Origin of the sequence: Colwellia sp. E2M01, from assembly GCF_018860585.1 — a bacterium.
Classification (GTDB): Bacteria; Pseudomonadota; Gammaproteobacteria; order Enterobacterales; family Alteromonadaceae; genus Colwellia.
Genome location: NZ_JAHKPR010000075.1, coordinates 39,806 through 63,475, shown reverse-complemented (window position 1 = coordinate 63,475; position 23,670 = coordinate 39,806). Strand labels below are relative to the sequence as shown.

Here is a 23,670-nt window from a genome sequence, read left to right as displayed (position 1 = left end):
GCTTCGCAAGAACCGAGGGTTTTCGTTTTAGCACTTTTGAGTTATGTAGTGCAAAGCAAAAAATACTGAAAATACTGAAATTAACAAGATAAAAATTGGAATCATCATGACCGAAAGCAAAACGCTAACAGGCGGCGCATTATTATTTGAAGTATTACAAGAGCATGGCGTAAAACACGTCTTTGGCTACCCGGGTGGTGCCATTATGCCAATTTATGACGCTTTGTATCATAGCGATGTAAAACACTTTTTATGCCGTCACGAACAAGGTGCTGCATTTTCAGCCGTTGGTTACGCACGTGCTGCTGATACTGTAGGTGTGTGTTTAGCTACCTCTGGTCCTGGTGCAACAAACTTGATTACTGGCCTTGCTGATGCCCTAGCTGATTCTATTCCTGTAGTTGCTATAACAGGTCAAGTACCTACTGGTGCTATGGGTAGTGATGCTTTCCAAGAAATTGATATTTTTGGTTTATCACTTGCCTGTACTAAGCATTCTTTCCAAGTTACCGATATTGATGATTTAGAAAAAGTACTTTACCAAGCTTTTGAAATTGCTTTAGAAGGTCGTCAAGGTCCTGTACTTGTTGATATTCCAAAAGATATACAATTAGCAGAAGTTACTGCGCGCTTTGACAAACTTTCTCATTTAGAAAACAAAGTACAGTTACCATTAGCTGATATTGGCAATGCCCTTGAGCTTTTAACTACAGCTAAACAACCTATTTTATACGTAGGTGGTGGTGTAGGTATGGCTAACGCTATTGATGAAGTTCGCGATTTTGCTAACAAAACAGGTATGCCATGTGTTTCAACCTTAAAAGGTTTAGGCGCTATAAACCCAGATAATGAAAATTACCTAGGCATGTTAGGTATGCACGGTACTAAAGCCGCTAACATGGCAGTACAAGAAAGTGATTTATTAGTAGTAGTTGGTGCTCGTTTTGATGACCGAGTAACAGGTAAGCTTGATGAGTTTGCTCCGCACGCTAAAGTAATTCACTTTGACATTGATACCGCTGAAATTAACAAACGCCGTAAAGCTGATGTTGCCATTTTAGGTGACTTAAAAGCTAACTTACCACAATTATCTAGCACATTAGATATTGCTCCTTGGCAAGAAAAATTAAAGCAAAACAAAATTGATTGCGCATGGCGTTATGATCACCCAGGTGAAAATATTTACGCACCTGCTGTGTTAAAAGCAATTAGCGACAAAATGCCTACAAATACTTGTGTTACTACTGATGTTGGTCAACATCAAATGTGGGCTGCGCAACACATGGCTTTTGATGATCCAAGTAACTTTTTAACCAGTGGCGGCATGGGCACCATGGGCTTTGGTTTACCTGCAGCAATTGGTGCACAAATATCACGTCCACACGATACCGTTATTGTGGTATCAGGTGACGGCTCAATCATGATGAATATTCAAGAATTAGCCACCATAAAACGTTACCAAATACCGGTGAAAATTTTGCTTATTGATAACGCAAAATTAGGTATGGTTCGTCAATGGCAAGATTTATTCTTTGAAGGTCGCTTAAGCGAAACAGATTTATCAGATAACCCTGACTTCCTTATGTTAGCCAGATCTTTTGATATTACCGCAAAAGAAATCAGCAAAAAGCATGAAATAGACGCTGCTGTTGAAGAAATGCTTGATCACGAAGGTCCGTACTTATTACAAGTAAAAATTGATGCCGCAGAAAATGTTTGGCCATTAGTACCGCCAAATACTGCAAACGACAAAATGATGGAGAGTGTTTAAGATGAAACCTACCACACTAAATAAGTACAAATTAATCATTATGGTTGATGATAGACAAGTGGTGTTAGAAAGAATTCTACAAGTCACTCGTTACCGGGGCTTCTTAATCAACGGTATGCATGCTGAAGTAAATACCGGCAACAATATCGGTACTATTACGTTAAGTGTTAGTAGCGAACGCCCTATCAGCTTATTAGTCGATCAAATAAATAAATTAATCGATATCAAAGGCGTTGAAGTTGACAATAGTGAAGAGCTAGTTGCTGCTTCAATATAACGCTTATTACCCTAATATAATTCGTATTAAAATAAATTCGTTCTGCTTTACTCTAGCTTTTTGGGCTTATGCACCGAGAAGCTAAACTGAAAAAGAACACAACTAGGAAAAGAAAATGGCAAAAGTAAACGCAGACTTAATTTGGTTTAACGGTGAATTAATGCCGTGGCAAAACGCTACTGTACACGTAATGAGTCACGCACTTCATTACGGCTCTTCAGTATTTGAAGGTATTCGTGCTTATGAAACTCATAAAGGTACATGTATTTTCCGTTTAGAAGAACACATTGAGCGTCTTTTCAATTCTGCTAAAATTTACCGCATGAACATTCCTTACACGCAAGAAGAGATCATTCAAGCCTGTAAAGATTCTGTTGTTAAAAATGGCTTAAAATCAGCTTACTTACGTCCGTTATTTTTCTTAGGTGATATAGGTATGGGCTTACGTCCACCTGCAGATGCCATTGCTGACGCTATGATTGCAGCCTTTAGTTGGGAAGCTTACTTAGGCGCTGAAGCGATTGAAGACGGCGTTGATGTTGGCGTTTCTAGCTGGAATCGTTTAGCACCAAACACTATGCCTACTGCAGCAAAAGCCGGTGGTAACTACTTATCATCACAATTAATTTCTACTGAAGCGGCTCGCCACGGTTACACTGAAGGTATCGCATTAGACGTAAATAACATGGTAAGTGAAGGCGCAGGTCAAAACTTATTTTTAGTACGTAAAGGTGTTATTTATACGCCACCAAGTTCAGCGTCTATACTAACTGGCTTAACACGTGATGTGGTAATGACCTTAGCAGCTGATTTAGGTTACGAAGTACGCGAAGAAGCCATTGCTCGTGACGCGTTATACATTGCTGATGAGTTTTTCATGACAGGCACTGCAACTGAAATTGTTCCTGTTAAAACGGTAGACGGTTTACCTGTAGGCTCAGGCTCTCGTGGTCCAATTACCAAGAAACTACAAGAAGCTTTCTTTGGTATTTTTGACGGTAGCACCGAAGACAAATGGGGCTGGTTGGAGTCAGTAGAATAGACTGCCTTTTGAACACTAGTTCTTCGTTAGGAGTGCCATAGGCTCCGCGCTCCTGCCTTGTTCTAGCGTCAAAATACTAGCCTATTAGTTAAGGCTGTTAGATCAAGAAGTACAAAAATAAAAACAGAGACTAAGTTCTAATTTAAAAACTATACTCTGTACGTTTTACGATGAAATAATGCTCATTAATTGGGCTTTAAAATTTAATTCACCTCTCAAATTTCAAACGGGACTCAACATCATGCCTAAATTAAGATCTGCAACTTCCACTCAAGGCCGTAACATGGCAGGCGCTCGTGCTTTATGGCGCGCAACAGGCATGACAGACGGCGATTTTGGCAAACCAATTGTCGCTGTAGTTAACTCGTTTACGCAATTTGTTCCAGGTCACGTACATTTAAAAGACATGGGTCAATTAGTTGCTGGCGCCATTGAAGAAGCCGGTGGTGTAGCTAAAGAATTTAACACTATCGCCGTAGATGACGGTATTGCTATGGGTCACTCAGGTATGCTTTACAGCTTACCATCACGCGACTTAATTGCCGATTCAGTTGAATACATGGTAAATGCTCACTGTGCTGATGCCATGGTTTGTATTTCAAATTGTGACAAAATTACTCCAGGTATGATGATGGCTGCAATGCGCCTTAATATCCCTGTAATTTTTGTTTCAGGTGGCCCAATGGAAGCAGGTAAAACAACGCTTTCTAAAAACATCATTAAACTTGATTTAGTTGATGCCATGATCAAAGGTGCCGATCCAACAGTAAGTGATGAAGACAGCGACAACATTGAACGCTCTGCTTGTCCTACTTGTGGCTCATGTTCAGGCATGTTTACTGCTAACTCAATGAACTGTTTAGCAGAAGCGCTTGGTTTAGCCTTGCCTGGTAACGGTTCAATGCTAGCAACTCACGCCGATCGCGAAGAGTTATTTTTAAAAGCGGGTAAACAAATTGTTGAGTTAACAAAACGTTACTACCAAGACAATGACGACTCTGCATTACCTCGTAACATCGCATGTAAAGATGCCTTACACAATGCCATGTGTTTAGATATTGCTATGGGTGGTTCTACAAATACCATCTTACATTTACTTGCTATCGCGCAAGAAGCTGAAATTGATTACACCATGGACGACATGGACAAGTTATCACGTCTGGTTCCGCAATTATGTAAAGTTGCACCGTCTACTCCTGAATATCATATGGAAGACGTGCATCGCGCTGGTGGTGTTATATCTATTTTAGGTGAATTAGCACGTGCTAACTTACTTACCACAAGCGTTCCAAACATATTAGGTACAACGTTAGCTGATGTTATCGCCAAATACGACATCACACTAACTGATGACGAAGAAGTTAAAAAGTTCTACCGAGCAGGCCCTGCAGGTATTCGTACCACTAAAGCATTTAGCCAAGATTGTCGTTGGGACACATTAGATGATGACAGAGCTAACGGTTGTATTCGTAGCATTGATAATGCTTTCTCTCTTGAAGGCGGTTTAGCTGTACTTTCAGGCAACATTGCTGTTGATGGCTGTGTAGTTAAAACTGCTGGTGTAGATGACGATAACTTAACATTTACTGGTCCTGCACATATTTTTGAAAGTCAAGACGACGCAGTAGCGGGTATTCTTGACGGTAAAGTAGTTGCTGGCGAAGTAGTAGTTATTCGTTACGAAGGCCCTAAAGGTGGTCCAGGTATGCAAGAAATGCTTTACCCAACTACCTACTTAAAATCTATGGGTTTAGGTAAAGCTTGTGCTTTATTAACTGACGGTCGTTTCTCTGGTGGTACTTCAGGTTTATCAATTGGTCACGTGTCTCCTGAAGCGGGCAGTGGCGGTACTATTGCTCTTGTTGAGCAAGGCGATATTATCCATATTGATATTCCAACGCGTGAAATTACTTTACAAGTGAGTGATGAAGAATTAGCGACACGTAAAGCAGCGATGGAAGCGAAAGGTAAAGACGCTTGGAAACCTGCTAACCGTGTTCGCCCAATTAGCTACGCATTAAAGAACTACGCTATGTTGGCAACAAGTGCGGACAAAGGTGCTGTTCGTAACCGTGATTTACTTGATGGTATTGAAGATTAGTTTTAACATATAAAAACTACGCGCAATAATGCTAAAGAGCAACAAGTGCGGACAAAGGTGCCGTTCGTAACCGTGATTTACTTGATGGTATTGAAGATTAGTTTTAAAGCTCTTCAAAAGTTATGGATTCCCGACAAGTAACTTCGGGAATGACGAAAATACAATAGCGCTTACTGCTTGATGTATTGATGTATTGATGTATTGATGCCGTCATCTTCGAAGTGTCTAGTCGAAGATCCATTGTTTTTCGCGTTAAGCAGTAATATTAGTTACATTGAATAAGTTACCTAAAACCTAAGTACGCCATAAACCATTATGACGACTTAGGTTTTTGATTTTTAGACGACCCAAGTTCTACAAAATAAACTCTACAAAAATAGGTTAAGGTTAAATAAAATGGACGAGCAAAATCACCCGCAATTATCCCCACAAGAAGAAGGTCTTTCTTACCTCAGACGTATTTTGCTAGCACCAGTTTACGATGTGGCGGTTGAAACCGAATTAACACATTGCACTAAACTATCAACACGTTTAAATAACCAAATATACTTAAAGCGTGAAGATCAACAACCTGTACATTCATTTAAATTACGTGGCGCTTATAACAAGCTTAACAGCTTAACCGAAGAACAATGTCTTCATGGCGTTATTGCTGCCTCAGCAGGTAATCACGCTCAAGGCTTAGCTTTAGCTGCTAGTAAATTAGGTATTAAAGCCACAATAGTTATGCCTAAAACCACACCTGATATTAAAGTAGACAATGTAAAACGTTTTGGTGGTGAAGTTCGTTTAGTAGGCAATAGCTTTAACGAAGCGCAAGCCGCTTCAATGGAGTATGCTGCTGCCGAAAATAAAACAGTTATCCACCCGTTTGATGATGTTGATGTTATTGCAGGTCAAGGCACCGTTGCCAAAGAGCTATTACAGCAACTACCCAAGGGTGATGTTATTTTCATTCCTGTTGGCGGCGGCGGCTTACTTGCCGGCATGGCCGTTTATATAAAGCAGTTACGCCCAGAGACTAAAATAATTGGTGTTGAAGCCGAAGATTCTGCCTGTTTAAAAGCAGCATTAGCCGCTAGACAGCCAGTTGATCTTGAGCAAGTAGGATTATTTGCTGACGGTGTTGCCGTTAAACGCATTGGTCAACACACCTTTGATTTAATACAACGATATTGTGATGAAGTTATTACCGTAACTACTGATGAAATATGTGCTTCAATTAAAGATATCTTTGAGCAAACTCGTGTTATAGCTGAGCCTGCCGGTGCACTTTCTTTGGCTGGCTTACAAAAATATTGCCAAACCAGTAAAGGTGACGAAACCTTAACGGCTGTTTTATCTGGCGCAAATATGAATTTTCATACCTTACGCTATGTCTCTGAACGCTGTGAATTAGGTGAGAAAAAAGAAGCTATTTTAGCGGTAACTATTCCCGAAGAAAAAGGCAGCTTTAAACGTTTTTGTCAAACTATAGGCAATCGTGCCATTACCGAGTTTAACTACCGTTATTCAGGTAAAGCCTGCGCCGAAGTATTTGTTGGTGTACGTTTAGGTGGAACTGTTGAAGAACGACAACAGCTATTACAAGACTTACACACAGCTAATTACCAAGCCATTGATTTTACTGACAATGAATTAGCAAAATTGCATGTTCGTTACATGATTGGTGGTAAAAATCCTGAAAACACCAACAATGAACAAAATGAACGGTTATTTAGCTTTGAGTTTCCAGAACACCCTGGCGCGTTAGAAAAGTTTTTAGCGGCAATGGGCGAGCATTGGAATATCACTTTATTTCATTATCGCAACCACGGCGCAGCTTTTGGACAGGTATTAACAGGCTTTGAACTTGCTGACAGCCAACAAACAGAGTTTTTCAAACATCTTGATGATTTAGGTTACCAATGGCGAGAAGAAACTGAAAACCAAGCATATCAAGCGTTTTTGAATTAATACTAGACTGGTTGAGCATAATTGATAATTAAGCTTGTAGGCGGGAATTTATTCGCGCGAATAAATTCCCGCCTACAAGGCCATTTTCGTAAATTCCGTTACCGTCATTCCCGCGTTATCTTGGCGGGAATCCAGTGGTTTATTTGGTAATTATTTAACCTTAATTCTAAATTCCATAAATAAAAACCTACTCTGTTGGCATGGCTTCAATTTTTTTTAATGAACGTAAAAACAAGCCTAGCCCCCCCATCGCCAGCACTAAAATTACAATCAGATCAAACGAGGTCATCGTTCTAAAACTAAAACGAATAGACGAGATTACGCCAAAAATCAGTGCGGTGATTGAGCCTAATGCTAGCACCCAGCCCAAAATGTTTTTTCCATTATAAAAAATTAAGCCCACGCCAAACATAAATGGGATCATCACCATACCGCTAGTAATACTATACATACCACCCATAGCGGAAAAGCCATAAAGTCGCATTCCCATACCAAAACTCGAGTTAACCTGAATGGCATTAAGTAACATGTAGAATCCCCCACACATCATAATTAACCCGACGAAGAATTGCCCTAAACCACCTGATGTTCCACCTGCACCGCGCATAAAATTCCTTATTTAAATGAATAGACAATCATAAATCAAACTAATTGCCATATTAACTTTCAATATTAACTGAGATAACGTAAAAATGACAAGAAACTAAAGCCCAGATACAAAAAAACACCCATTGTTACAGTGGGTGTTTTTAAGTGGTTTGTTGATTTAATAGTATTATTTTTTCAATTTACGAGCAATTAAACCCATCATACTTAATACTAAAATAATAAATGCAGCAGGTGTAGAAACCGCTATTGGTTGTGCTAAAGCTGTTGCATAAGTCACGTTATCAAATACTGCACTAGCTAAGTCAGGAGTAAAATTTATATCTGAAAAGGTAGAGCCGTCATCCGAAACAATACCAAAAAAACCACCGGTATTAGTAGCTGTTGAAGTTAACCCATTAAGATTTGCAACTAAAAAATTTCCGTAAGCTTTAGAGTCATCAGCGTCAAAATCAAAACCAAAGCCCACAATACCTGTATTAAATGAAAAGTTTGCAGAGCCATCTACCCAAAGATACTCAGCCGTCAGGTTATTATATGGCCCATAACATACATCATCTGAATGACAGCGATACATGTCACCCGAAATAGTAAAGTCATTCAAAGTTTCACTATCAGAATACTCAGCGACACTACCAATAGAGGATAAGTCGTCAGTAACTACCCCACTTAAATAACTTTCAAATGTAGCTCGGTCATTAAACGCAATCAATCCCGCATTCGCGACATTTACAATGCCACTCATTGCTAAAGTAAAACCGATTAATAAGGTATTCAAATTTTTAAACTTCATTGAAACTCCTACTTAATATTAAGTAAACTTTGAAAGCCTACAATAGATTATCTACACGGGCGAAAATTAAGGCTTCACATTAATCGGCGCTCTCTTTAACACCCCTTCTATAGCAAAAATCAAGCCACTTATATAAATGATATATATTTCAATACACTATAAATGTTATTAAAATCTTAAAATGCTAAACTGTAAATTAATCTGACAAAAAAATGGCAGTAAGCTGTTAATTTAGTTACATAAAATTTACACTTTACGTGTTTAAAATGACGTACTTAAATTATCTTAAAGTTTATTCATGTTTTTAAAAATAATTCAAGTCTATATAATTTACTCATTAGTATATCGAAATAATATTTACCCGTTAAAAGTATTAACATATGCTAGTATTTATAAATCGTTTATCGTAATCAGTTTCAACCTTGTATTTAACTTATTTGATTAATTATTGTTTATGTCTGTATATTTAAATAAAACTGTCATGATTTTATTGCTTAGCTTGATCTTTTTTGGTCAATCAACGGCATCTATGATCATGTCTTATAACATGACAAGTAATGCTATAAATATACATAATATGGCTAAGCAATCTGTTGTAGATAATCTAAATAATAATCCTAGTTGTCATCAAACTAAAACACTAGCCCCGCCTGCTAACCTAAACTCCACTAGCACGAACAGTAATACTGCAAATATAAGTATTAAGCATGTTCCAAGTAATTGCTGCACACAAGAATGTAATTGCTTAACTACAGGCTGTGCAACCGTTGCGACATTTATAGCAAGTATTAATCACACACCTAAATTTACTACCCCAACCAAGATACATTCATTTAAATCACTTGTATCAAAAAACATCCCTACATCCTTGTATAAACCTCCAATACTGAGCTAATTACAGCCTCATTACGTCTAAAAAGCATCTCACTCTTTAGTATTGAGAATGGCTATGTTGATAATACATATCGACTTTACGTAATTTGCACTGCGATTAATTACCCTTTATTTCAAGCACAATTTATGACTGACAACTTATAGTTATGTCAAATATAGTTTCTGGTTTGAACTTAAATAGCTCGATCACATAAAAACGCTAAATAACCTGCAATACAATATTACCTAGCGTGGAGAATAAAATGCAAAACAACAAAGCCAACTCAACAACAGAAAACCCTAGAGCAAAAAAACATATCACTTCAGTTCTAGGGCTCACTGCCGCATTAGTACTAGGGGCGGTTTTAGGAAATAAATTTTCATTGAAAACCGACTTATCCTCGCAATCCCAAGCGGCTACTGGCGCTAATATAACAACTGATGAAACAAAGCCTTTATATTGGGTAGCACCGATGGATGATAATTATCGTCGTGACCAACCGGGAAAATCTCCTATGGGTATGGATCTCGTTCCTTATTACGGCAACCAAAACAGTAGTACTGTAGATGAAGGCGCAGGAACGATAAAAATATCTTCACAAGTTATTAATAACTTAGGTGTTCGAACGGCAACAGTGACGAGAGGTATTCTTAATACCAAAATAGAAACCGTCGGTTATGTTACTTATGATGAAGATAAACTCGTTCATCTGCATTCGCGCATAGCAGGTTGGGTTGAAAAAATGCACATAAACGCTATTGGAGAACACGTAGAAAAAGACCAGCCACTTTACGATATTTACTCACCTGAGTTAGTTAACGCACAAGAAGAATTATTACTCGCCTTAGACAGTAATATTAGCCGATTAATTAGATCTGCTGAAAATCGACTTATCGCCTTACATGTTCCGAAAAGCACGATTAAGACGATTAAAAAACATAAAAAAGCACAACAATACGTTACTTTTTATGCACCGCAAGCAGGGGTTGTTGAAAGCTTAACCGTTAGAGCAGGACTGTACGTAACTCCTGAAACAGAGATGTTAACAATCGTTGATTTATCGCAAGTTTGGGTAAAAGCAGAAGTGTATGAGCGAGATATTGTTCAGCTTGCTATGGGTGATGACGCCAACATGCGCATTGATTCTTTTCCAGGGAAACAATGGCAAGGAAAAATTGAGCATATACACCCTATGCTCAACCCACAAACGAGAACAGGTGTCGCGAGGTTACATTTTGACAACGCCAACGGACTTTTAAAACCTAACATGTTCGCTAATATTGTTATTGCAGCGAATAACAATAACGACACCACAGTTTTACAAGTACCAAGAGAGGCGGTTATTCGCACCGGTACTCAAAATAGAGTGGTACTAGCGTTAGGGGGTGGCTCTTTTAAATCGGTTGCGGTGCAAATTGGTCGCGCTGATCGTAATAATATTGAAATTCTATCGGGATTGTCTGAAGGTGAGAAAGTGGTAACTTCCAGCCAGTTTTTACTCGACTCCGAATCAAGTAAAAACTCTGATTTTAAACGCATGAATGCTGATGAGAATTCCCCTGTAGCTATCAGTTTAGATGAAGAAAGTACCAAAAACCCAACCCAAAAAACTTCCCCCTCAACTACTCCTACAGCAATGGTGCACGGTACTGTTATCTCGGTAATGCCAGCTCATAGTATGGTTACTATCGACCGCGAAGCGATAGAGAAGTGGAACCGAGAGCCAGCTACGGTTGATTTCATTGTCAGCGAAACGGTTGATATGTCGTTGTTCACTGTTGACGCCTATTTAATGTTTACCTTTGAAATACGAGATGGAAATTTTGTCATTGTTAACGCCATGCCCATGACGAAAGGTGCGATGGCTAAGGGGGCACACTAATGATTGCTGCCATTATTCGTTGGTCAGTCGCTAATCGCTTTTTCGTCATACTCGCTACCATGATTTTGGTAGGTGCTGGTTTATATACGATAAAAAATACGCCAATTGACGCACTACCTGACTTATCTGATGTACAGGTTATCATCAAAACCAGTTACCCAGGGCAAGCGCCGCAAGTGGTTGAAGATCAAGTCACTTATCCGCTTACCACAGCTATGTTATCGGTACCCGGAGCTGTGACTGTTCGCGGCTTTTCATTTTTTGGTGATTCTTACGTTTATGTTATTTTCGAAGAAGATACTGATGTTTATTGGGCACGTTCTCGTGTTTTAGAGTATTTAAGCCAAGTATCTCCCAATTTACCAAGCGAAGCGAAACCACAATTAGGCCCTGATGCAACAGGCGTTGGCTGGGTTTATCTTTACGCGTTAGTTAATAAAGCTGATGCAGGTGAAAATGAGCAACATGATTTAAGTCAGCTACGCAGCTTACAAGATTGGTTTTTAAAATATGAACTACAAACAGTAAAAGGTGTTTCTGAAGTTAGTGCGCTGGGCGGCATGGTTAAACAATACCAAGTACAAGTTAACCCAGACAAGTTACGCGCTTATGCTATTCCATTATCGCTGATCCAAACTGCCATAAAACAAGGTAATCAAGAAATTGGCGCTTCGGTTGTTGAAATGGCCGAAGCGGAATATATGATCCGCGCTACAGGCTATATAGAAGGCGTGGAAGATCTCGAAAATATTCCGCTCGGGGTGAATGAAAATGGCACGCCGTTATTACTAAAAGACGTTGCCGAAATAGGCACAGGACCGCAAATGCGTCGTGGCATTGCCGAGCTAAATGGTGAAGGTGAAGCCGTTGGTGGCATTGTCGTAATGCGTTATGGCGAAAATGCACAACAGGTTATTAACCGCGTAAAAGCCAAACTTGAACAATTAAAGAAAGGCTTACCTGATGGCGTAGAAATTGTCACTGTTTACGATAGATCAGCCTTAATTGAGCGCTCAGTGAGTAATTTAGCGATGAAATTGTTAGAAGAATTTGGCGTGGTTGCTTTGGTTTGCGTTATCTTCTTATTTCATATTCGCTCATCCTTAGTGGTTATTATCAGTATTCCGGTGGGCATTTTAACAGCCTTTATTGTTATGCATTATCAAGGATTAAATGCCAATATCATGTCGCTTGGTGGTATCGCCATTGCCATAGGTGCCATGGTCGACGGTGCTATTGTGATGATTGAAAATATGCATAAACACATGGAACGCTTACCTGAAAATGAAGCGATGACCAATGAAAAACGTTGGCAAATAGTTATCGATTCAGCCAGTGAAGTCGGCCCGGCTTTATTTTTCAGTTTATTGATCATTACCGTCAGTTTTATGCCGGTGTTTACCCTTGAAGCACAAGAAGGCCGCATGTTTTCACCGCTGGCTTACACTAAAACTTATGCTATGGCTGCCGCTGCGGCATTAGCCATAACCTTAGTGCCAGTATTAATGGGCTATTTCATTCGCGGTAAAGTACTAGCGGAGCATAAAAACCCTATAAATAAAGCGTTGACGGCGCTATACATGCCGATACTTAAAGCGGTATTACGTTTTCCTAAAACGACGTTAACTGCTGCCGTTATTATATTTATCATAGGTTTATACCCACTAGATAAGATAGGTAGTGAGTTTATTCCGCCTCTTGATGAAGGCGATTTAATGTATATGCCAACTACTTATCCCGGTATTTCTATTGGTCAGGCAAGACAATTATTACAGCAAACTGACAAACTCATTAAAACGATTCCAGAGGTTAAAACAGTATTTGGCAAAATTGGTCGCGCTGAAACCGCAACCGATCCCGCGCCGTTAACCATGATAGAAACCTTTATACAGTTCAAACCCAAAAATGAATGGCGCGAAGGCGTTACAACAGCAAGCTTGAAGAAAGAGTTAGATGATTTAGTAAAACTGCCCGGTGTTACTAATGCTTGGGTAATGCCAATAAAAACCCGTATTGATATGTTAGCTACAGGTATTAAAACCCCCGTAGGCATTAAAATATCTGGCCCTAAACTCGACACTATTCAAGAAATAGGTCAACAACTTGAAAATATTTTAGTCAATGTGTCCGGTACTGCATCTGTGTATTCTGAGCGTGTTGCTGGTGGGCGTTATATCAAAGTAGATATTCAACGCCTTAAAGCTGCACGTTACGGCTTAAATATTAGTGATGTTCAACAAGTAGTTGCTAGTGCTATTGGTGGCATGAATATCACTAACTCGGTTGAGGGGTTAGAGCGTTATCCCGTTAACTTGCGATATCTACAAGATTACCGTGACTCACCTGAGCAATTAGCTAAATTACCTATTGTGACACCTAAGGGGCAACAAATCACCTTGGGTGAAGTTGCTAATGTATTTATTGAAGATGGCCCACCAGGCATAAAATCAGAAAACGCGCGTTTAACGGGTTGGGTTTATGTCGATTTGACCGAAAATGAAAATATTGGTAGTTATGTAGAGCTAGCAAAATCAGTACTCGATGAAAAGCTAGTGCTGCCGACTGGCTATTCAATTAGTTGGGCAGGTCAGTATGAATATATGCAACGCGCTAAAGCGAAATTAACTTATGTTATTCCGTTAACCTTGGTAATTATCATCGTCTTACTGTACTTAAGCTTTCGCAATGTGATTGAAGTGGTGATGATATTAGGCACCTTACCACTAGCTATGGTTGGTAGTGTTTGGTTAATGTATTTAGAAGGCTTTAATTTTTCAGTCGCGGTTGGTGTTGGATTTATTGCGCTAGCAGGTGTCGCCGTTGAAATTGGCGTAATTATGTTGGTTTATTTGAATCAAGCTTATTATGCTGTATTGGCGAAACATAACGAGCAACAAAAACCAACGACTAAAGCCGATATATTACAAGCTGTGTTACATGGTGCAGGTTTAAGAATACGACCAATTATGATGACCGGTGGTACAGTAATTATCGGTTTAATACCTATATTATACGGCACAGGAACAGGCTCAGAGGTAATGAGTAGAATTGCAGCGCCTATGGTCGGCGGTATGGCAAGTGCTATGTTACTTACTTTATTAATTTTACCTGCATTATATTATTTATGGCGTTCAGCGAGATTTCCTATTCATTCACATCAAAGATCCAGTTAAAGCCGTTTATTTATGCAAAATCGGTTACAGATCCGGCATAATTTTACATTATCTATTTAATACTTAGCTTTACAGATAAAAAGATGGAGGTGATTTACTTTCCACCATCCTATAAGCAAAGTTGATTAAGTTTAATCAACTTTGCGACAAAAACCTTCATTTTCCTAGTTTCAATGCACACTATTTACCTTAACAACTTTAAATAAATTAAGCGCTTGGTTTTTCAGAAATCCAAAGTTTAATGTGCCCTTGTACTACAACTACATCATTTTCATCGTATGCGGTAATATCAACTAGCATATCTCCAGGTTGCCAATCTTCAGCATTAACCTTTGCAACACAACGAATATCACTACCCGCTTTTGCGGTATAATCAACTGTCATACCTTTTGGGATCCAACGTAAACTTTGTGGAATTGACGCCTCAGCCATTACTCCCATGGCCATTTCTAATCCATTACAAATTGCAATAACATGCACAGTTTTGATGTGATTAAAAACCTTTTTCTGTTTTTTGATAAGACAGGTACATTGATTTGGCGCTAACTCGGTAATTTTAGGATTGATAGTTGAGAAGTATGGAGCAATACGACTTACCATAATTGAAAACAACTTATTTCCAAACGGATACTTTACACATTTTTGATAGAGCGACAGGGTTCTATTAGCACTCAATTTCAAGGTGTTGTCGCTCTTATCCATCATATTTCCTCACTATAAACATATTTTAAATAAACGGTTTTTAATCCGCTATTTTTTCGTTGCACGACTAATGACGTTCATACAACGCAACAATTGTGCTTGTTGCAATAGTGTTAGCGTTAATCATATAGCCTGCTAACGCACCTGAAGCATCTGCAGGTAGCTCAATATTATCTACTGATAATGCATGCACAGTAAATTGATAATGATGTACACCGTGCCCTACTGGCGGACAAGCGCCACCAAAACCTCGGCTGCCATAATCATTATTTATTTGCATACTGCCTGTAGGTGCTAAATCGGTTTTAGTATTTCCAGCACCTGTAGCAAGATCGGTTACGCTCAGAGGAATGTTGATTATTTGCCAATGCCACCAACCACTGCCTGTTGGCGCATCGGGATCATAAGCAGTAATAGCAAAACTTTTGGTACCTTCGGGAATATTTTTCCATTGTAGTTGTGGCGATAAATCTCCACCAGTACAACCAAAGCCTGTGAATTCTTGTGATTTGGACATTAACTCACCGTCAGTAATATCTTGGCTTGATAACGTCAATGCATTGGCAAAAACAGTGGCCGACAAACATACCGATATTAAGGTGACTAAAGTAAGCGATTTAAACATATTCTGTACCTTCTCTAATTATTGTGAACTTACTGCTTTTACTTTCATTCAATATAAACCGTTATGTTTATGATTGATTATATACAATTAGCAGCTAGAGTTATTATTAACTCTAGCTGCTATTTTAAAGTTCGTTACTAATATTTATAGTGTTGATACAGTCAACTTTTCGCCCTATCCCGTCACCTTAGTCTTTCTCAATGCAGAAGGGGTTAAACCAAACCTATGTTTAAAGCGTTCCGTAAAACGAGATTGAGACTGATAGCCGCATTGTTCTGCGATATAAATAATTGAATGTTCGGTTGTTTGAATTAAGTGTAAACCCAAGCCTAATTTAACTTGGTCTTTAATTTCTTGAATCGTACTACCTTCAGCTAATAATTTTCTTCTCAAAGTAGACTCGCTCATTGCCAGTTGTTGACATATTTGAGCAAGAGGAACATCTACTGCGGGCTGTGCACTTAACATTGTATGTATTTTTTGCCCTACTTTATGCGACGCAGCCATTGAAACAATATTTTGATAACCTAAATAATATAGCAACTGCAATATCTCTTTTCTGCGAATAGACCACATATCTTGAGGCGAGAAAACTGACCACTCAACAAATTGCTGTAAGCATTTATTTAATACCGTAGATATTTCGCCTACACAATACGGCTTACCACCAGTTTGAGAGACCGAGTATGGCCTTAAGCCAATAAAGTCTTCGTATTCAAATTCGATAAGCAGCGCAAAATATTCAGTCGCTTGAGGAATATTACGCATATCTATTGCCGGATTGTCAGATAAAAAAATGAAGTTTCCAGCGCCACAAGATATTTCTCCTTGTTTACCTAATTGCTTATCACCGGCAAGTACCGCAATAAGAAGCGGTTTAACAACGGGTACATTTAATAAATGTTGTTCTTTTATTGAACTGTAAACAGCGAAAGGCAGTGAACAATTATCACTGGTAGCGGCTTCAGTAATTGCCGCTTTAATGATACTAATCAGTTTATCCATGATTTAACTCAACGAAGACATAGGTATTATTTAATATTCTTTTAGCCGCTAGAATATGATTTTGTTTGGTAATTAGGCTATCCTACTTAGTGTGAACCACCCTTTCAACAAACTCCTGGAAATACCTTTGTGACCTTAAACTCAAATAAAGAAACGATTGCTGAAATATCTGAAACAAAAAAATTATCAGGTAAAATAAAAGTGATTGTCACGATTGTATTGCTCATCATAATAATCGCCAGCACCATTTACTTAGCTACGAAAACAGATAAAAAAGAAGTTCAAGCTGAGTTACCGAAAATGACCGTGCAAGAGAAGAAAGCGCGTTTTAAATCATTAATTGTTCCTGCCGTTGACCACGTATATACGCAACTCATGAGCCGCTATGAAAGAATAAAAAACAATATTGATGCTGGTGAAAATAAGACAGAAATTGAAGCATTAAAAACAGAATATAAAGCTTCCTCTAACGAAGCGTTACTCATGGCGCTTAAGCCACACCCTCGAAGTATTGCTATTGCACAAGCTGCCATGGAAAGTTCGTGGGCGACTTCACGCTTTTTCAGGGTCGCCAATAATATTTTTGGTGTTTGGTCTTTTGACGAAGATGAGCCTAGAGTCGCTGCCTTAAAAAAACGAGGTGATAAAACTATTTGGATCAAAAAATATAACAGTATTGAAGCTGCAGTATACGACTATTATCGCACCCTTGGGCGCAGCCATGCCTTTGGAGAGTTCAGACAAACAAGAATGATTACAGATGACCCATTTATCTTAGTTACTAAACTAGATAGTTATTCTGAAAAGGGCAGTTTATACGGCGAAGAATTAACTTCAATTATCAAATTCAATAAGTTTAATCAGTATGATGTTACCGGTGAAGGCGTCGATGATGAGTAATGCTATGACTGGGTACTAGGTACTAGGTACTAGGTACTAGGTACTAGAATAATGACTATCTAAAACGTAAAAGCAAAAAATTTGTCTTTACTTTACGTTTCTTTATTTATAAACCGTTATGATAAACACTTCTTTTCTCATTTATTAATAAATTTATTATGTATTCAACTACTCCACTCAAAAGTCTTTTTATTGTTCTACTGTTGAGTATTGTTATTGCTGGTTGTAGTAGCAAACACGATATGAAAATAACTGAAGTATTTCGACCAAGCATTCTTGATAATGATACAAAAATGTTTAGCTTCTCTATAGTTTTTGTTAATCCAAACAAGCTCTCAACTGCAGATAAACAACAAGGAAGCCCTAGCCAAGAGCAAGGCAAGAGTAAAAAAGGCAAAGGCCGTGACAGAAAGAAAACTGCTAACAGACAAAGTAAATCAAAAGGCGCATCTAAAAAAGAAAACTTAGACGACTTAATGTCTGAAGAATTAGAAATTCGCTTAGTAGAAAAGTTAGAGGAAAATAATTATTGTCGTACAGGCTATTTTGAACTTGATCGCACATTCAATAAATCAATTTTTACACTACATGGGGAATGCAATGAAAGTGCGACTGTTACCGATAGAGAAAATTTTGGTAATAAAACCGTATTATAGGGCCTGTTGCTCTTTCTAGATTACTTTTACAGCAATTTGTTTGGACTTCTTTATATTAAGAGTAGACAAGACAGGCACTAATACTGACTTAATAAACTATTCCTTTTTAACACCTACATCGCACAAATATTCCCAATCATTTTCCTTTTCCCAAGCTTCTAGCCACAATATAAAATCATCAGCCGGCATTGGTCTAGCAATGCCGTAACCTTGTGCCAAATGACAACCTAATATAAGTAATTGCTCACCGTGATCGGTAGTTTCAACACCTTCAGCAATAATTTTTCGGCTAAACGCTTTAGCTAAGCCAATAATACCAATAACAATGGCTTTATCGTCGGCATCCATCAGCATGTCTCGAATAAAAGACTGATCAATTTTGAGATATTCGGTAGGTAGCCGTTTTAAATAAGACAGCGATGAATAGCCCGTCCCAAAATCATCAATTGAAAAAACAATGCCTAATTGATGACATTCTTGTATAACTTTAGTGACTTGATTTATTTCTTTGAGGGCACTGGTTTCTAATATTTCAAACTCAATACTACCCGCCCTAAAATGCGGAAACTTCTTCAGAATAACTTTTAAACGCTTAACAAAATCAAGACTTTGCAATTGCAATGGGCTGATATTGACACTGATCGGAATATTGATATTTTTTTCAGACCAAAGCGACAGTTGTGTTAACGCTTTTTCAATAACCCACTCACCTACTTTAATATCCAAAATATCTTGTTCAATAATAGGTAAAAACATTATTGGCGGTAAAATACCTCGCTCTGGATGGCGCCAACGGATGAGTGCTTCAACGCCTATTACATTATTGGTTTTAATATTAATCTTCGGCTGATAAAACAAATCAAATTCATTGTTATTTAACGCTAATCTAATATTTTCTAATTCTTCATGTTGATTTTTTTCCGCCACATCTTTAGCTACATCAAAAATATGAAAACAATTTTTACCTGTATTTTTAGCAATATACATAGCCTGATCAGCATGCCTTAATAACTGATCTGAATTACTATTATCTTGCGGATAAATAGTGACACCAATACTAGCTGAGACTTGAATAGCTTTATTTTTTAATAATACTGTTTTGCTAATAGAATCAAGGATGCGTTTTAAAATAACAATACAATCGTCAGGATGTTCTAGCTCATCTAGTATCATCACAAATTCATCGCCGCCAAAGCGTGCTAGAGTGTCGCATGAGCGCATTAACTTAGTAAATTGATTGGCTATACTGCACAAGAGTTCATCACCAAAGCTATGGCCATAAGCATCGTTAATTTCTTTGAATCGATCAAGATCAATAAAGGCAATAGCAACACTATTTTCAGAACGCTTACTATGTTCAATAGTTTGCTGCATCCGATCAGCTAAAAGGTTTCTATTGGGTAGGCCGGTAAGTGCGTCATAATTAGCATTTCGCTCAAGTTTAATATTCACTTGTTCTAATGCTCGATTGGAGTTTTTTAAGGTCCGTTGAATAGACTTTTCTTCGCTAATATCTTGAAATATACCCGTTAACCTAACTGCTTTGTTATCCTTCATGGTAACAATACAAGTTGCCCTTACGTCAATTAATTTACCTTTAGTGGTGTAGGTTGTTAATTCTAAATCGTAGCCAATACCTCGATTAATTGCGTTATCTAAAGCTTTTTCAATTAGTACTCTTGATTCAGGGATAAAGTACTCAAAAACTGCATCCACGGTAGGGTTAAACTCTTCAGCTGTGGTTTCATGTATACGGTAGGTTTCGGTTGTCCAAAATAACTCACCAGACAACACGTCTAATTGCCAACCACCAACTTTCGCAATACGTTGCGACTCATCCAACAAGTAGCTAGTAGTAATTAATTTTTGCTCGTCTATTTTTCGTAAGGTGATTTCTCGATGAAAGCCAAGCATACGTTTAGGTGAACCATCTTCATGCCACTCTATTGTTTTACCTGCAATTAATACCCAAACATATTCCCCATGTTTGTGCTTCATTCTTACCGCAACTTCGTATAATTCGGCATCACCTTGTAAGTGACTAGCGAGTCTTTCATTCGCTTTTTGTAGGTCTTCTGGATGAATATATTTAAACCAAGTTGCAAAACTTATAGGCTGTAATTCATCTAAACAGTAACCAATAATCTCAGCCATACGCTCGCTGAAAAATACAGTTTCCGTTTTAATGTTCCAGTCCCAAACTCCCATCCCTGCGGCATTAATAACTAATTCAAATCTATCCGCATTGAATTTTTCAATTTCTTGCATATAACTAATGTATCCGAGAAGCTGTCAGTAAATATATTTATACTTAAACGATTAGCCAAACAATTGATTAATAATGATAAATTTATACTGGCTGAAATATTGACGTTGAATATTGAGCTAGAATATAAATTTAGGTTAAAAGTACCTTAAACCGAGTCAGGTTAAGTAGAGTTTAACAGAGCTTTAATCATGATAGCAAAGCTGCAGAGTAAGATTCACTTTTTCAGCAATTTTATCGAAAAGTGAATAATTAAGCAGGAAGAAAAAACAATCTAATGAACCGTTTTCGTATAAAATTCACTAATGTATTGGCCACCTTTAATAGTAGCAACGATGCGTAACTTATAACGATCACCTTGGTTTGCAACTAACTCACCTAAAGGCGTATTTCTGCGCCAATAATAAGGGTTTTCTTTCATACCTAAAGGGTATGGGGTCATTTTGTCATTCTCATCGACTAAAAATAATGTCGCTGTATCTAAAGGAAAAGTAGAGTTAATTTGTGTAACGCCAGCTTTATCAGATACATTAATTTTAAACTCTCCTGAAGTCAGTACACAGTCATTTTGAGTAACATCACAATTACCTTCTGCAACTAGCTGTATTACCTTCTCTTGCGCTGCTTTATTTTCACTGTATAAATCAGCAAGACCAAAGCCAGCAATAGCAAGAATTGGTGCCACCAAAAAGGCAATTTTTAAGTGTTTATTCATAAGATTATTTGAACCTTAACTTCTATTTAATTACGTGTTTTATTAGAGCAAATTACCCTAGAAAAAGAAAGGCTAGGCAACTTTAGAATGAGTCGTCTAGCCTTTTTAGTTTTACTTACCGATTATTAAAATTAATAACCCATACTTCCTCCCTTAGTGTGCATGTGCTGCGCCTACATCGCCCGGAGTACGCATGTTTTCTACCATATCTTGAATATTAGCAGGAGCTGGGCCGGTAAACTTAAGTACTGCAAATGCTACAGCAAAGTTAACTAATGCACCAACTGCACCAAATGCATTAGGAGAGATACCGAAGAACCAATCTGCTCCCATGTTTCCTAGGAAGTCAGTACCTGGGATAAACATAATACCTTTGTGTTGGAACACGTATAACATTGTTACACCGATACCTGAACACATACCTGCGATAGCTGCTGTACCACTCATTTTCTTAGAGAATATACCCATCATTAATGCCGGGAAGATACTTGATGCTGCTAAACCAAAGGCTAATGCAACTGTACCTGCAGCAAACCCTGGAGGATGAAGCCCTAGATAACCAGAGATTAAGATAGCAATGGTCATTACAACACGACCGGCAAGCAATTCATTCTTCTCAGATAAATCAGGCGTTAACACCCCTTTCATTAAATCATGAGAGATTGATGATGATATCGCTAACAATAAACCGGCTGCTGTCGAAAGTGCCGCCGCTAAACCACCAGCTGCAACTAAGGCAATAACCCAGTTTGGTAAGTTAGCAATAGCAGGGTTCGCAAGTACCATGATGTCACGGTCAACTTTAACCATTTCATTTGGAACAACAGTTTGTTGAGCACCCGTCATATCATTAGTTACGACAATGTTGCTATCTGTAGTGTTGGCAGTATATTGAATTTTACCGTCACCATTTTTATCTTCAAACTGTAATAAACCTGTTGTTTCCCAGTCTTTAAACCATTGTGGACGTTCAGAATACTCAAGATTTTGACCCGCTACCGGTTCAATGGTATGCATAAGGTTCAAACGAGCCATTGCACCAACAGCTGGAGCTACTGTGTAAAGTAAAGCAATACATACTAAAGCGTAACCTGCAGAAGAACGTGCAGCTTCTACTGAGGGAACAGTAAAGAAGCGCATAATTACATGCGGCAGACCCGCTGTACCAATCATCAACGACATAGTGTAAGCGAACATATTTAATGTGCCGCCTAAGTTTGATGTAGTGTATTCTTTAAAGCCTATTTCAGTTACAACCATGTCTAACTTATCAAGTAAGTAAACACCACTACCGTCAGCTAAAGTGCTACCTAAACCTAATTGCGGAATTGGATTACCGGTAAGTTGTAATGAAATAAATACCGCTGGAATTGTGTATGCAAAAATCATTACTACATACTGAGCAATTTGCGTATAAGTAATACCTTTCATGCCGCCTAATACCGCATAAACCCAAACAACGAACATGCCGATGCCTAAGCCTAAGCCGTAATCAACTTCTAAGAAGCGAGAGAAAGCAACACCTACACCTTTCATTTGACCAATGATGTAAGTTAATGATGCGATAATTAAACAAGCAACCGCTACAATACGGGCTGTTTTTGAGTAATAACGATCGAAAATAAACTCAGGAACGGTGAACTTACCGTGTTTACGCATATATGGCGCTAATAACATAGCCAATAATACATAACCACCAGTCCAACCCATTAAGAAAACTGAGCCGCCGTAACCCATAAAGGAAATCATACCTGCCATTGAAATAAATGACGCTGCACTCATCCAATCGGCACCAATTGCCATACCGTTTTGTAATGGGGTAATGCCGCCACCCGCTACATAAAAATCACTGGTTGAACCTGCACGAGCCCACCAAGCAATGGCAAAATATAAGCCAAACGTACCGAATACGGCGATGTAAGTATAGAATTTTAACTCATCCATTTTTAGCTCTCCGCGTTATATTTTTTATCAAGCTTGTTCATTTTGGCGCCATACCAAAAAATCAAACCTAAAAATGAATAAATAGAACCTTGCTGTGCAAACCAGAAACCTAGCTTGTACCCACCTAGTCTAATTTCATTTAACGGCTCTACTAGCAGTAGGCCTAAACCAAATGAAACAAAAAACCAGATTGCAAGACAGATAAAGATCAAGCGCAGATTTTCTTTCCAATATGCTTCTTTATTTTCCACAATAGCCTCCTAGCGACCGAGCGTTTTGTTAGCGATTATTATGTTACTTCGCTTTATTACGCTTTATTAGTTGTTAGTAATTATTTGAACATTCTAGTAAAAGCTTAACTTCAACTGTTGATCAATCTAAC

Annotated in this window: 19 protein-coding genes; 10 read left to right on the top strand and 9 right to left on the bottom strand. The window is 38.3% G+C overall.

The genetic code is table 11. The features are described 5' to 3' along the window. The first annotated feature begins 106 nt into the window (after positions 1-106). The 5 genes from ilvG to ilvA all read left to right on the top strand — a co-directional run bounded on the left by ilvG (position 107) and on the right by ilvA (position 7,147). Positions 107-1,771 (top strand): acetolactate synthase 2 catalytic subunit, encoded by a 1,665-nt coding sequence (ilvG, locus tag KO502_RS14480; RefSeq protein WP_216023277.1) that lies wholly within the window; start codon positions 107-109, stop codon positions 1,769-1,771. A gap of 1 nt (position 1,772) precedes the next feature. Continuing rightward, positions 1,773-2,048: an acetolactate synthase 2 small subunit gene (gene ilvM / locus KO502_RS14475; protein ID WP_216023276.1), complete on the top strand. Its 276-nt coding sequence runs from the start codon at positions 1,773-1,775 to the stop codon at positions 2,046-2,048. Positions 2,049-2,163: 115 nt separating this feature from the next. Next, positions 2,164-3,090: a branched-chain amino acid transaminase gene (locus KO502_RS14470; protein ID WP_216023275.1), complete on the top strand. Its 927-nt coding sequence runs from the start codon at positions 2,164-2,166 to the stop codon at positions 3,088-3,090. Positions 3,091-3,331: 241 nt separating this feature from the next. Beyond that, a complete protein-coding gene (gene ilvD / locus KO502_RS14465; protein ID WP_216023274.1) occupies positions 3,332-5,191 on the top strand; it encodes a dihydroxy-acid dehydratase in 1,860 nt (619 codons plus the stop codon). Between the two features lie 396 nt (positions 5,192-5,587). Beyond that, entirely contained in the window at positions 5,588-7,147 is a 1,560-nt protein-coding gene (ilvA, locus tag KO502_RS14460; protein ID WP_216023273.1) for a threonine ammonia-lyase, biosynthetic, read from the top strand. Positions 7,148-7,334: 187 nt separating this feature from the next. Here ilvA and KO502_RS14455 read toward each other — a convergent pair whose 3' ends face one another. Further along, positions 7,335-7,754, bottom strand: coding sequence for a hypothetical protein (locus KO502_RS14455; protein ID WP_216023272.1), 420 nt, complete (start codon positions 7,752-7,754; stop codon positions 7,335-7,337). A gap of 168 nt (positions 7,755-7,922) precedes the next feature. Continuing rightward, entirely contained in the window at positions 7,923-8,546 is a 624-nt protein-coding gene (locus tag KO502_RS14450) for a hypothetical protein (protein ID WP_216023271.1), read from the bottom strand. Between the two features lie 454 nt (positions 8,547-9,000). Here KO502_RS14450 and KO502_RS14445 point away from each other — a divergent pair, with 454 nt between their 5' ends. The 3 genes from KO502_RS14445 (at position 9,001) to KO502_RS14435 (ending at position 14,475) form a co-directional block, all read left to right on the top strand. Then, positions 9,001-9,441 (top strand): hypothetical protein, encoded by a 441-nt coding sequence (locus KO502_RS14445; protein ID WP_216023270.1) that lies wholly within the window; start codon positions 9,001-9,003, stop codon positions 9,439-9,441. 241 nt (positions 9,442-9,682) lie between these two features. After that, the gene (locus tag KO502_RS14440) at positions 9,683-11,302 is read left to right on the top strand and encodes an efflux RND transporter periplasmic adaptor subunit (protein WP_216023269.1); all 1,620 of its coding nucleotides are present in this window, start codon (positions 9,683-9,685) and stop codon (positions 11,300-11,302) included. Further along, the gene (locus KO502_RS14435) at positions 11,302-14,475 is read left to right on the top strand and encodes a CusA/CzcA family heavy metal efflux RND transporter (protein WP_216023268.1); all 3,174 of its coding nucleotides are present in this window, start codon (positions 11,302-11,304) and stop codon (positions 14,473-14,475) included. Before KO502_RS14440 ends, KO502_RS14435 begins: the two co-directional genes overlap by 1 nt. Positions 14,476-14,682: 207 nt before the next feature. Here KO502_RS14435 and KO502_RS14430 read toward each other — a convergent pair whose 3' ends face one another. The 3 genes from KO502_RS14430 to KO502_RS14420 form a co-directional block, all read right to left on the bottom strand. Beyond that, positions 14,683-15,177 carry a hotdog fold domain-containing protein gene (locus tag KO502_RS14430; RefSeq protein WP_216023267.1) on the bottom strand — a complete coding sequence of 165 codons (495 nt, stop codon included), beginning with the start codon at positions 15,175-15,177 and terminating at the stop codon, positions 14,683-14,685. Positions 15,178-15,244: 67 nt separating this feature from the next. Continuing rightward, a complete protein-coding gene (locus KO502_RS14425; protein WP_216023266.1) occupies positions 15,245-15,802 on the bottom strand; it encodes a YbhB/YbcL family Raf kinase inhibitor-like protein in 558 nt (185 codons plus the stop codon). A gap of 174 nt (positions 15,803-15,976) precedes the next feature. Further along, complete coding sequence (locus KO502_RS14420; protein ID WP_216023265.1) at positions 15,977-16,807, bottom strand: AraC family transcriptional regulator; 831 nt, start codon at positions 16,805-16,807, stop codon at positions 15,977-15,979. 129 nt (positions 16,808-16,936) lie between these two features. Between KO502_RS14420 and KO502_RS14415 the strand changes: the two genes are divergently transcribed. Further along, positions 16,937-17,707 (top strand): glucosaminidase domain-containing protein, encoded by a 771-nt coding sequence (locus KO502_RS14415; RefSeq protein ID WP_354668336.1) that lies wholly within the window; start codon positions 16,937-16,939, stop codon positions 17,705-17,707. Between the two features lie 242 nt (positions 17,708-17,949). Continuing rightward, positions 17,950-18,363 carry a hypothetical protein gene (locus KO502_RS14410; protein WP_216023264.1) on the top strand — a complete coding sequence of 138 codons (414 nt, stop codon included), beginning with the start codon at positions 17,950-17,952 and terminating at the stop codon, positions 18,361-18,363. A 96-nt stretch (positions 18,364-18,459) separates the two neighbouring features. On the opposite strand, the gene KO502_RS14405 is transcribed toward KO502_RS14410, so the two are convergent. The 4 genes from KO502_RS14405 to KO502_RS14390 all read right to left on the bottom strand — a co-directional run bounded on the left by KO502_RS14405 (position 18,460) and on the right by KO502_RS14390 (position 23,539). After that, complete coding sequence (locus KO502_RS14405) at positions 18,460-20,631, bottom strand: GGDEF and EAL domain-containing protein (protein ID WP_216023263.1); 2,172 nt, start codon at positions 20,629-20,631, stop codon at positions 18,460-18,462. A 272-nt stretch (positions 20,632-20,903) separates the two neighbouring features. After that, positions 20,904-21,344, bottom strand: a complete 441-nt coding sequence (locus KO502_RS14400; protein ID WP_216023262.1) for a hypothetical protein — start codon at positions 21,342-21,344, stop codon at positions 20,904-20,906. A gap of 153 nt (positions 21,345-21,497) precedes the next feature. Then, positions 21,498-23,288: a sodium:solute symporter family protein gene (locus tag KO502_RS14395; RefSeq protein ID WP_216023261.1), complete on the bottom strand. Its 1,791-nt coding sequence runs from the start codon at positions 23,286-23,288 to the stop codon at positions 21,498-21,500. A gap of 2 nt (positions 23,289-23,290) precedes the next feature. Next, entirely contained in the window at positions 23,291-23,539 is a 249-nt protein-coding gene (locus KO502_RS14390) for a DUF4212 domain-containing protein (protein WP_216023260.1), read from the bottom strand. Positions 23,540-23,670: the final 131 nt, after the last annotated feature.